General features: G+C 62.2%; 11 protein-coding genes. 9 read left to right on the top strand and 2 right to left on the bottom strand.

Annotation, left to right across the window (positions count from 1 at the left end; translation table 11 throughout):
- The first annotated feature begins 50 nt into the window (after positions 1 to 50).
- Genes AB4Y77_RS13615 through AB4Y77_RS13600 form a run of 4 tightly spaced genes read left to right on the top strand, consistent with a single transcriptional unit; the run spans position 51 to position 5,289 of the window.
- On the top strand, positions 51 to 1,361 hold the full coding sequence (locus tag AB4Y77_RS13615) for an ABC transporter substrate-binding protein (protein ID WP_311211697.1): 1,311 nt from the start codon (positions 51 to 53) through the stop codon (positions 1,359 to 1,361).
- 33 nt (positions 1,362 to 1,394) lie between these two features.
- The gene (locus AB4Y77_RS13610; protein WP_311211698.1) at positions 1,395 to 2,345 is read left to right on the top strand and encodes a carbohydrate ABC transporter permease; all 951 of its coding nucleotides are present in this window, start codon (positions 1,395 to 1,397) and stop codon (positions 2,343 to 2,345) included.
- A gap of 9 nt (positions 2,346 to 2,354) precedes the next feature.
- Entirely contained in the window at positions 2,355 to 3,251 is an 897-nt protein-coding gene (locus tag AB4Y77_RS13605) for a carbohydrate ABC transporter permease (RefSeq protein WP_311211699.1), read from the top strand.
- 58 nt (positions 3,252 to 3,309) lie between these two features.
- Positions 3,310 to 5,289: a pectinesterase family protein gene (locus AB4Y77_RS13600; RefSeq protein WP_442014317.1), complete on the top strand. Its 1,980-nt coding sequence runs from the start codon at positions 3,310 to 3,312 to the stop codon at positions 5,287 to 5,289.
- An 89-nt stretch (positions 5,290 to 5,378) separates the two neighbouring features.
- On the opposite strand, the gene AB4Y77_RS13595 is transcribed toward AB4Y77_RS13600, so the two are convergent.
- The gene (locus AB4Y77_RS13595; RefSeq protein WP_024819067.1) at positions 5,379 to 5,810 is read right to left on the bottom strand and encodes a universal stress protein; all 432 of its coding nucleotides are present in this window, start codon (positions 5,808 to 5,810) and stop codon (positions 5,379 to 5,381) included.
- A gap of 162 nt (positions 5,811 to 5,972) precedes the next feature.
- On the opposite strand from AB4Y77_RS13595, the gene AB4Y77_RS13590 reads away from it, so the two are divergent.
- Both AB4Y77_RS13590 and AB4Y77_RS13585 read left to right on the top strand, forming a co-directional pair.
- Positions 5,973 to 6,779 (top strand): SDR family oxidoreductase, encoded by an 807-nt coding sequence (locus AB4Y77_RS13590; protein ID WP_442014316.1) that lies wholly within the window; start codon positions 5,973 to 5,975, stop codon positions 6,777 to 6,779.
- Positions 6,780 to 6,885: 106 nt separating this feature from the next.
- Positions 6,886 to 7,095, top strand: a complete 210-nt coding sequence (locus AB4Y77_RS13585; RefSeq protein WP_011773002.1) for a dodecin — start codon at positions 6,886 to 6,888, stop codon at positions 7,093 to 7,095.
- Positions 7,096 to 7,168: 73 nt separating this feature from the next.
- On the opposite strand, the gene AB4Y77_RS13580 is transcribed toward AB4Y77_RS13585, so the two are convergent.
- Entirely contained in the window at positions 7,169 to 8,053 is an 885-nt protein-coding gene (locus AB4Y77_RS13580; protein ID WP_311211702.1) for a helix-turn-helix domain-containing protein, read from the bottom strand.
- Between the two features lie 218 nt (positions 8,054 to 8,271).
- On the opposite strand from AB4Y77_RS13580, the gene AB4Y77_RS13575 reads away from it, so the two are divergent.
- The 3 genes from AB4Y77_RS13575 to AB4Y77_RS13565 are packed head-to-tail and all read left to right on the top strand — an operon-like array spanning position 8,272 to position 11,146.
- Positions 8,272 to 9,093, top strand: coding sequence for an aldo/keto reductase (locus tag AB4Y77_RS13575; RefSeq protein ID WP_311211703.1), 822 nt, complete (start codon positions 8,272 to 8,274; stop codon positions 9,091 to 9,093).
- A gap of 35 nt (positions 9,094 to 9,128) precedes the next feature.
- Positions 9,129 to 10,100: an aldo/keto reductase gene (locus AB4Y77_RS13570; RefSeq protein ID WP_442014315.1), complete on the top strand. Its 972-nt coding sequence runs from the start codon at positions 9,129 to 9,131 to the stop codon at positions 10,098 to 10,100.
- Positions 10,097 to 11,146, top strand: a complete 1,050-nt coding sequence (locus tag AB4Y77_RS13565) for an NAD-dependent epimerase/dehydratase family protein (protein ID WP_442014314.1) — start codon at positions 10,097 to 10,099, stop codon at positions 11,144 to 11,146. The genes AB4Y77_RS13570 and AB4Y77_RS13565 overlap by 4 nt, the downstream gene beginning before the upstream one ends.
- Positions 11,147 to 11,148: the final 2 nt, after the last annotated feature.

The raw sequence follows: 11,148 nt of genomic DNA, 5'->3' as shown, positions 1-11,148 counted from the left end.
TCAAAACCACCACCCACGTCCACTCACGGACATCAGAAAGGCGTCATTCAATGAAGAAGACAGCAAGCACTCCTATCCCGCGCAGGATGGTCCTGGGGGCCGCGGTGGTTGCGGCAGGCCTGGCCCTCACTGGCTGCGGGGGAGGTGGCGGCGCGCAGTCGGGCAGCGGTGGAAACGTGGAGTTGAATTTCGTGTTCTGGGGCGACGCGAACCGCGCCAAGATGACCGAGGCGGCCCTGCGGATCTTTGAAAAAAAGAACCCGGGCATCACCGTCAAGACCGAATACCAGGACAGCGGTCCTTACGCAGACAAGCTCGCCACGCGCTTCGCCGGCGGCAACCCGCCGGACGTCCTGGCCATGGCCAACCGCAGCCTCCTGGAGTACGCCCAGCGCGGCACGTTGGCCGACCTCAAGTCATTCCCCGAGCTGAACCTGGACAAGGTCCCTGAAACCACGCTCAGCCGAGGCGAGGTGGATGGCAAGCTCTACGGCCTCGCCACCGGTGTCACCACCATTGGCATGGTGGTGAACAAAACCATCACGGACCAGGCGGGCGTCACCATCCCGGATGACAAGACCTGGAGCTGGGAGGACTACGCCAGGTTTGCCACGGAAGTCACGCAGAAGACCGGCGGAAAAGTCTACGGAGCCGGTTACGACGTCGCCACCGAAACCGGCCCAATCATCCTCGCCCGTCAACGCGGCGAGGACTTCTACACCAAGGACAACAAGCTTGGCGTCAGCGAGAAGACCATTGAGGACTGGTTCCAGTACAGCGTGGACCTTCGCAAGGCCGGCGGCTACCCACCGGCTGGGTTCTTCGAGCAAATTGGTGGTTCCCCGGCACAGTCGTACTTGGCCAAGGGCACTGTGGCTTCCCAGATCATCCCCATCAACAATTTCCGCGGCTATAACGAGGCCGTCGAAGGCGAAGTGGTCCTGCTGCGCATTCCGGGCGAAACCACCGGCGAGCGCCGTGGCTACTCCGCGGACCCCACCATGTTGTGGTCCATCGCTGCCAAGTCCAAGCACCCCAAGGAAGCTGCGAAGTTGGTGGACTTCCTGACAAACGATGCCGAAGGCGCGGCCGAGGTCCTCACCCAGCGTGGTGTTCCGATCAACCCGGAGGTGGCTGATGCCATCACCCCGAAGTTGAGTGCCGATGACAAGACGTTCGTGGACATGATGGCCGCCATCCAGGAAGACGAACTTCCTGCTGCGTATGTGTATCCGAAGGGCGCCAGTGTTGTGGCCGACACCCTCAAGCAGTTGACCACCGAGGTGGAGTTCGGCCGTGTCAGTCCCGCCGATGCCGCAAAGACTTTCATGGAGAAGAGCAATGCAGCCATCAACAAATAACTCCGGACCTGTTCCTGAGAGGACGGCGGCACCATGTCGGTTCTGACCAAACAGCCTCCCGGCGCCTCCACTCCGGCTCCGACAACGGACGGCAAGCCCCGCATCCGTCCTTCCCGGCGGAAGAAGCAGCGGTCGGGGTATCTGTTCCTGCTCCCCTGGTTCCTGGGGATGCTGTTCACCGTCATTCCGTTCTTCGCCTCGTTGTACCTGGCCTTCACGGACTACAACCTCTTCACCGAGCCCAACTTCGTGGGACTCGCGAACTTCCAGGCGATGTTCGAGGACCCGCGGCTCCTTCAGTCGCTGAAGGTCACCTTCGTTTACACGTTTGTCTCGGTGCCGATCTCCCTGGCTGTTGCTTTGCTGGTTGCCCTGGTGCTGAACCGGGGGCTTCAGGGCCTTTCGATCTACCGTTCCGTGTATTACTTGCCATCCCTGCTGGGCGGGAGCGTGGCAATCGTGATGCTGTGGCGCTACATCTTCGGCAACGACGGCATCGTCAACGGGTTCCTGGGATTGTTCGGGATCCAGGGCCCTGCGTGGGTGACCGATCCGCAGTTCTCGCTGAGCACGCTGATTGTGCTGAACGTGTGGACCTTCGGCTCCCCCATGGTGATCTTCCTCGCCGGGCTGCGGCAGGTTCCGGGCATGTATTACGAGGCAGCCTCCATTGATGGGGCCTCCAAGTGGCGGCAGTTCCGGAACATCACCTTGCCCCTGATCAGCCCCATCATCTTCTTCAACCTCATCATGCAGCTCATCGGTTCCTTCCAGACCTTCACCCAGGGCTACGTGATGAGTGGCGGTACGGGTGGTCCGGCGGATTCCACGCTGTTCTACAACCTGTACCTCTACCAGAAGGGCTTCACCGAGTTCGAGATGGGATATGCCTCGGCCATGGCCTGGCTGCTGTTGATGATCATCGCGATTTTCACCGCCATCAATTTCATCGCATCCAAGTTCTGGGTCTTCTACGACAATTAAGGCAACCCCATGGCACTCCTTGATCTACCCCTCAAGCGCAAGCTGGCCAAGCAGGAACAGCCCGAAGATGCCTTGACAGGCACGCCGGCTACCCGCTTCTCGCGGCACCTGATCCTCTGCCTGGTGGGGCTGGTAATGCTCTACCCCTTGCTGTGGCTGATCTCCAGTTCGCTGAAGCCCAGCAACGATATCTTCCGGCAGTTGGGACTGTGGCCGGAGAACTGGGACTTCTCAAACTATGCACAGGGCTGGACCGCCCTGGACCAGCCGTTCCACGTGTACCTGATCAACTCCATGGTCATCGTGATCTTCTCCATCATCGGCAACATCTTCTCCTGCGCGCTGGCGGCCTATGCCTTTGCCCGGATGGAGTTCACGGGCCGGAAGCTGTTCTTCGCCCTCATGCTGGGAACCCTGATGTTGCCGGGCCACGTGCTGTTGGTTCCGCAGTACATCATCTTCTCGCAGCTGGGATGGTTGGATACGTACTTGCCGCTGATCGTGCCCAACTTCATGGCCACGAACGCCTTCTTCATCTTCCTGATGGTCCAGTTCATGAAGTCCCTGCCCAAGGAATTGGACGACGCCGCCCAGATCGACGGATGCGGCCCCTTCCGGACGTTCATCCGCGTGATCCTGCCGCTCTGTGTTCCGGCCATGGCCACCACCGCGATCTTCACGTTCATCTCCACGTGGAACGAGTTCTTCGGGCCGCTGCTCTACATCCAGAACCAGGACCTCTACACCGTCCCCCTGGCCCTGCGCGCCTTCATGGACTCCGAAGGCCAGAGCATGTGGGGTCCCATGTTTGCGATGTCGGTGGTGTCCATCGCACCGATTATCGGCTTCTTCATTGCCGGGCAGAAGTACCTGATCAACGGTATTGCCACCACGGGGCTGAAGTAGTCCCTCCACCTGAAGCCCCACCTGACAAGCCCCACCTCACAAGACAAAGGAGTTTTGCATGCGCCTGCGACGCCTGCTCGGCGCGGTCACCGCCGTCGTCATTCTTGGAAGCCTTACCGCTGCGCCCGCCCGGGCGGAGCCCATCCACAGCGGTACGGAGTCGTCCGCACCGGCCGCTCTGTGGAAGCAGCGCCCTGACGGGTTCGCTTCCCTGCCCGGCAACGGACTGGACGGGACCACCGGCGGCCAGGCCGGCAGGCACGTCAGTGCGTCGTCGCTTGAGGAGCTGGCGGCCTATGCCGCAGCAGAGGAACCCCTGGTCATCTTCCTCAAAGGCAGGATCACCGCGCAGGACTACGTGAAGATTCCCGTCACCTCCAACAAGAGCTTCATTGGCACCGGCGCGGGCGTGGAACTGGTCAATGCCGGGTTCAAGCTCATCAACGTGTCCAACGTGATCTTCCGGAACTTCACGGTCCGTGATTCCTACATTCCCGGTGACTGGGACGGCAAGCGCCCGGACAATGACCGCGACGGGATCCAGCTGGATACCTCGCACCACGTCTGGGTGGACCACATGAAGTTTGAGCGCATGGGCGATGGCATGATCGATACCCGCAAGGACTCGGACTACCTCACGTACTCCTGGAACGTCTTCGCGGACAACAACAAAGCCCTGGGTGTCGGCTGGACCAGCAACGCGGTCACCAAAATGACAGTCCACCATAACTGGATCCGCAACACCGTCCAGCGCAACTTCAGTTTGGACAACACCGCAGCGGCACACGTCTACAACAACTATCTGCAGGACATTGGCCAGTACGGAATGATGGGCCGCAACGCCGCCAAGGTGGTCCTGGAGGGCAACTACTTCACCGCGGTTGCGGATCCTGTGGTGGCCAAGGATCCAGCGACGGAAATCGTCAACAGGGACAATATCTTCGATGCGACGCGTGGCCGCAAGGACAGCGTCGGCAGCGCCTTCGACCCCACGCAGTTCTACGCCTACGCCAAGGACGACGCCGCCAAGGTTCCCGGCTTGGTCAACTCGGGTGCAGGACCGCGCGAAAACCAAGCGCCAAGCACGACGACGGAGGTCACCGTAGCGTTGGACGGCACCGGTGACTTCGCCAGTGTGCAGGCGGCCATCGGCTCAATTCCGGTGGGCAACACCCGGCCCCGGACCATCACCATCAAGCCCGGCTTCTACAGGGAAATGGTCAATGTCTGGGCCGACCGGCCCAACGTGACGCTTCAGGGAGCAACAGGTGACCCGTCCGACGTCGTGATTTCCTATGACCTCCCGGCCAACGGCGCCAAGTTCTTCGGTGGCACGTGGGGCGCAGCCGGCAGCGCAACGCTCAACGTCCTGGCGGAGGGCACCACCGTCCGCAACCTCACCGTGGAGAACGCCTATGACGAAGCCGCCAACGGCGGGAGCCAGGCCCTCGCAGTGAGGACCGTGGCGGACAAGGTATCGTTCGACAACACCCGCTTCCTGGGCAACCAGGACACCTACCTGGCTGACACCACCGGCCGGGATGCGACCGCGCGAACGTATCTGAAAAACTGCTACATCGAAGGCGATGTGGACTTCCTCTACGGCCGTGGCACCGCAGTCTTCGATGACTGCACCATCCACTCCCTGAACCGTGGCAGTGACACCAACAACGGTTACATCGTTGCCCCCAGCACCAAGAACTCCAACCCGTACGGCTTCCTGATCGTGAACAGCACCCTCACGTCCGATGCCGCGCCAGGAACCGTCAGCCTGGGCCGCCCCTGGTTTGCCAGCAGCGATCCCGACGCCCACCCCATGGCCGTCATCCGCGACTCACAACTGGGCAGCCACATCGCGGTGCAGGGCTGGTCCGACATGAGCGGACATGCTTGGACGGAGGGCCGCTTCGCTGAGTACAACAACACGGGGTCCGGCGCGTACGTCAACGAGTTCCACCCCCAGCTCACTGACCAGGAAGCATTGAAGTTCACCAAGGAGACCTTCCTGGGTGACTGGACTCCGGCAGCAGGTGCTTGAGATGGCGAACCCAACGCGGTAACCCGCCAAGTAACAGCAGAGGCCGTTGTGAACTTCCACAACGGCCTCTGCTACCTACATTGGGCTGGTTACGCGTCGACGTCCGTGTTGACGATGTACACGTCGCACGGCGCACCGTGGGCAACGCTGTTGGCGATGCTGCCCAGGACGCGGCCCAGGCCCTTCATGCGCTTGTTGCCGACCACGATCAGCGAGGCGTTGTTGGTTTCGGCGTAGTTGATGAGGGCGTTGGCCGGAGTACCGCGGGCTGCGAAGTACTTGATGTTTCCGGCGGGAACGTCCAGCTCCTCGGAGACCTTGCGGGCAACGTATTCCGCTGAGTCGGCGGAGGAGACGGTGATGCGGTCACTGCCGCTGCCGAATTCTTCGATGCGGTCATCGGAGAAGCCGCTGATCACGTGCAGTTCTGCGCCGAGGGCGGTGGCGAACTTCGCTGCTGCCACTGCTGCGCGCTTGGCGGTTTCACTGTTGTCGACGCCGACCACAATAACTTCTGACATGAGTACTCCTGGTTGTGGGGATTCACTGGGTGCTGCTGCAAGAAAATCTACACTCCATCATCATCTGCCGGGATGACCCTTTTGTGCCGGGAGTGTTTATGCCCAGTATCACTGGGTAGGGATACATCTATCGGAATGATCACCCGAGCGAAAGGCAGGACCATGAGCGACGCACCATTTTCCCCGGTGACAGCCATTGTCACGGGATCGGATTCAGGCATCGGACGGGCCACGGCAGTGGCTCTGGCCAAGGCCGGCATGGACGTAGGCATCACCTGGCACACGGACCAGCAGGGCGCAGAGGAAACCGCGGAAGAGGTCCGCGGCCTCGGCCAGAAAGCCGTGGTGCATCACCTCGACACCACAGACGTCCAGGGGACGGTAGAAGCAATCAACCAGCTCGCTGAGGAACTCGGTGGCGTGGACGTCTTCGTCAACAACTCCGGAGCCGGTGACGGCACCAAGTTCCTTGACCTCGACTTCCAAACCTGGATGTCCACCTTGGACACCAACCTCAACGGGGCGTTCGTGGCCATGCAAACCGCGGCGAAGCGCATGGTGAAGGCCGGCCGCGGCGGGCGGATCATCGCCGTCACCAGCGTGCACGAATTCCAGCCGCGGGTGGGTGCCTCCGCCTACGACGCTTCAAAGCACGGATTGGGCGGGCTCATCAAAACCATGGCCTTGGAACTGGCCGAGTACGGGATCACCGCCAACAACGTGGCACCGGGCGAGATTGCGACGCCCATGACCGGGCAGGAAGACGAGGATCCCACACAGAAGGAAAGGCCCGGAGTTCCGCTGGGACGCCCCGGTGATGCACGCGAAGTCGCCGCCGTCGTCGCCTTCCTCGCGTCCCCGGCGTCGAGCTATGTCAATGGAGCGTCCTGGCCCGTGGACGGTGGAATGTTGCAGATGGGACCGCAGGCCGGTTCGCACATCACCAGCAATGATTGGCGCGAAAGCTAGGCCAGTGCAGGCTCTGGCCGCACGGAGATCCGTGGGCTAGTCTGCTTGGACGGCCTGCCTGGCGGGCCGGATTTTCCAGATTCGTAAGACGTTGATGAGGAGCACCATGGCTGGCCACACATATAGCGTTTCCGAAATTGTAGGAACTTCCACCGAAGGCGTTGACGACGCGATCAAGAATGGCATCGCAACAGCTTCCCAGACCCTGCGGAACCTGGACTGGTTTGAGGTCAAGGAAATCCGCGGCCACCTCGAGGACGGCGCAGTGGCCGACTGGCAGGTCACCATCAAGCTCGGCTTCCGCCTGGAGCGCTGACTCTGGCGCTGACACCCTCTCTACCCACCCGCGAGATGGCAGTTGATGACAGTTCCGGAGCTCCGGATTGTCATTAACTGCCTTCTCGGCGGGCGGGTTCGGTTGCGGGGACTTCAGCTTGGGTGCCCATGTCGCCAAAGTTCAAGAGCGTCAAAGCGTCCGACGACGGCGAACCCGCCTTGGCCGAATAGACCCGAAGGAGCTGGTCGGGGTCGTCCGGGAGACCCAGGGTTTCAAAGTTCAGTTCCAGGTCGCCTACCACCGGGTGGTGCAACCGGACCGTACCTGCGGAGCGCGTGGCCACCCTGTGCCCGGCCCACCACTGACGGAAATGCTCACTGTGGACAGCAAGTTCGCCCACCAGCTGGTTGGTTTGGGGGTCGTTGGGATGCCGGCCCACATCCATGCGCAACGCCCCGACGGCCTCGGCGGCCACGGTCTTCCAATCCCTGAACAGCGCTCCGGCCGCCGGATCCAGGATGGTCCACCGCGTCAGGTTCCGCTCGGCTGCAGGCAAAGCCGCGAAATCGGTAAACAGCAGGTGGGCCAGCCGGTTTCCGGCCAGGACATCCGCGCGGCGGCCCAGCACCAAGGCGGGAACATCTCCGACGGCGTCCAGCAGCTGCCGCAGGGCCGGCCGCACCTTTTGCACGGGGCCGGGGCTTCCTGCCGAGCTGGCACAGTGTTCCAGCAGGTCCATCATGTGTGCCTGCTCCCCCGCGTCCAGGCGCAGTGCGCGGGCCACGGAATCCAGGACCGCCTTGGAGGGGTGGATGTTCCGGCCCTGTTCCAGGCGTGTGTAGTAGTCAGTGCTCACGCCGGAAAGGCGTGCCACCTCTTCGCGGCGGAGTCCGGGCACTCGGCGGGCACCGCCGGACTCCTGCGCCCCGGCGTCGTCGGGTGAGAGGCGGGCACGCATGACTTTGAGGAATTTACCGAACTCGGCGCTTTGACCCATCCCTCCATTCTGCCGTTCGGGCTGTGTGAAAGACCACCATTGTGGGTAGGACTCCCAGACCTAGGAAAAACAGGATCAGGCTGGATTGCTGACTCTGTGGACAAAACTGCATAGGCTCAGTACAGGGCCTCCGAAAACGCTTTCTTGACCAGTCCCCGCCAGGGACACCAAGAAGCTGGAGCGTCAACGCCATAACCATCCCGTCGAAGGAGACCGTCATGCCAGAGCTGACATTGAACAACGGCGTCACCATTCCCCAGCTCGGATTCGGTGTCTTCCAAGTACCTGCCGAGGAAACCCAGAGGGTAGTGGAAGATGCCTTTGAGGCCGGCTACCGCCACATCGACACCGCTGCCGCGTACCGCAATGAGGCAGGGGTAGGCGCTGCCATCGCAGCCTCGGGGATTCCCCGCGAGGAACTCTTCATCACCACCAAGCTCCGCAACGGTGAGCAGGGCGAAGCCTATGACGCGTTTCAGCGCAGCCGGGATGCCTTGGGGCTGGAGGTCATCGACCTTTACCTGATCCACTGGCCGGTCCCGTCGCAGGGCCTCTTCACCCAGGCGTGGAAAGAAATGGAGAAGCTGTACCAGGACAAGCAGATCCGTGCCATCGGCATCTCCAACTTCCTCTCCGACCACGTGGACACGCTGCTCAAAGAGGCAGCCGTGGTTCCGGCCGTCAACCAGATCGAAGTCCACCCCACGTTCCAGCAGGGCGCACTGGCCGCTAAGTGCCGCGACTTGGGCATTGCCGTGGAGGCCTACAGTCCCTTGGGGCAGGGCAAGGACCTGAACGCCGAGCAGGTGGCGTTGGTGGCTGCAGCCCACGGCACTACTCCTGCACAGGTAATCCTGGCCTGGCATCTGGCACAGGGAACCATCGTGATCCCCAAATCAGCGGACTCCACCAGAATGCGCGAGAACTTTGGCGCAGCCGACCTCTCCCTCACCGAATCCGAACTGGCAGCCATCACGGCACTGGAGGCGGGCGCGCGCATCGGCTCCGATCCCGCCGTCGCAGCTTTCACCCAGCTCTAAGCCCTGACTGTACAAAACAAAGGAACTCAACAACCATGCAGTACACGCACCTTGGCCGCTCCGGCCTGAAAGTCTCCCGCCTCTGCCTGGGCACCATGAACTTCGGTCCCCAGACGGACGAAGCAACGGCCCATTCGATCATGGACTCCGCGCTGGATTCCGGCATCAACTTCTTTGACACCGCCAACGTATACGGCGGGGCCGGGCACCGCGGCTGGACCGAGGAAATCATCGGCCGCTGGTTCGCGAAGGGCGGCGAGCGCCGCGAACGGACCGTTCTGGCCACCAAGTTGTACGGCACCATGACTGACCGGCCCAACGAGTCCAAGTTGTCGGCACTGAACATCCGGCGCGCGCTGGACGCGAGCCTGAAGCGCTTGCAGACGGACTACATCGATATCTACCAGTTCCACCACATTGACCGAGATACCCCCTGGGACGAGATCTGGCAGGCCATTGACGTCGCCGTCCAGCAAGGCAAGATCCTGTACTCGGGCAGCAGCAACTTTGCGGGCTGGCACATTGCCCAGGCGCAGGAAGCTGCCCGGAGGCGGAACTACACCGGCTTGGTCAGCGAGCAGTCCATCTACAACCTGTTCCGGCGCGAACTCGAGCTTGAGGTCATTCCGGCGGCCCAACAGTATGGTCTGGGCCTGATTCCGTGGTCGCCACTGCAGGGCGGGCTGCTGGGTGGCGTCCTCAAGAAGGAGGAACAGGGAGTTCGCCGTGCTGAGGGCCGGGCCTTGGAAACCCTCAAGAAGCACGAGGACCAGATCCGCCAGTACGAGGATTTCGCGGACGAACTGGGCCACGCGCCCGGCGACGTAGCGCTGGCTTGGCTGCTTCACCAACCCGCTGTCACGGCACCGATCGTGGGCCCCCGCACGCAGGAACAACTGGATGCAGCCATCCGGGCACTGGACGTCACGCTGAACGAGGACGCCCTCAAGCGGCTGGACGACATCTTCCCGGGCCATCGCCCCGCCCCCGAAGACTACGCCTGGTGAGCAGCTTCAGCGACCCCAGTTTCCCCGGCAACCTCGGAACGGCGTCGGACACCGTTGCGCCGCGGAACATCCTGTTCATCGGCGGAACCGGCGTCATCAGTGCGGCGGCGGCTGAACGCGCCGTCGCACTGGGCCACCGGCTGACCATCCTCAACAGGGGACTGTCAGCCGGGCGGCCGACCCCCGAGGGTGCCGAAGTCCTCCACGCGGACATCCGCGACCCGCTCGCTGTGCGGGAAGTACTGGGGGGAAGGGAGTTCGACGCCGTTGCGGACTTCATCTCCTTCACCCCGGACCAGGCGCTGGCCGGCATGGAATTGTTCCGTGGGCGGACGGGTCAGTACGTGTTCATCAGTTCCGCTTCGGCGTACCAAAAACCGCCAACAACACTGCCTATCCGTGAATCGACCCCGCTGAAGAACCCGTTCTGGCAGTACTCCCGGGACAAGATCGCCTGTGAGGAACTGCTGTTCGAGGCCTACCGCGACCAGGACTTTCCGGTGACGGTGGTGCGGCCCTCCCATACCTACGATCGCACCAAGATCGCCATGGTGGGCGGTTGGACCGACATTCACCGCATGCGCGCGGGGATGCCCATCCTGGTTCATGGAGATGGAACCTCGCTCTGGACTTTGACCCACAGCAGGGATTTCGCCAAGGCCTTCGTCGGGCTGCTGGGCAGGCCGCAGGCTATTGGCGAGAGCTACACCATTACCTCGGACGAGTTCCTGCCGTGGAATCAGGTCTATCGCCTGTTCGCGAGGGCAGCCGGCGTTGCGGAGCCCGAACTCTTCCACGTTTCCTCAGAGACGATCGCCGCCCACAGCCCGGAGCTGGGCCCCAACCTGCTGGGCGATCGCTCCCACTCCGTGGTGTTCGACAACTCCAAGATCAAGGCGCTGGTTCCTGATTACCGGGCCACCATCCCGTTCGCGGACGGCGCCCGGGAAATCGTGGAGTGGCACGATGCCCACCCGGAGCTGCAGGTAGTGAAGGAAGATTTCATGGAGTTGAGTGATCGGCTCCATGACTGGTCACGAAGATAACT

Source organism: Paenarthrobacter sp. YAF11_1 (genome assembly GCF_052113445.1).
Lineage (GTDB): Bacteria > Actinomycetota > Actinomycetes > Actinomycetales > Micrococcaceae > Arthrobacter.
The sequence above is the reverse complement of the archived record's forward strand: the minus strand, read 5'-3'. Positions and strand labels throughout refer to the sequence as shown.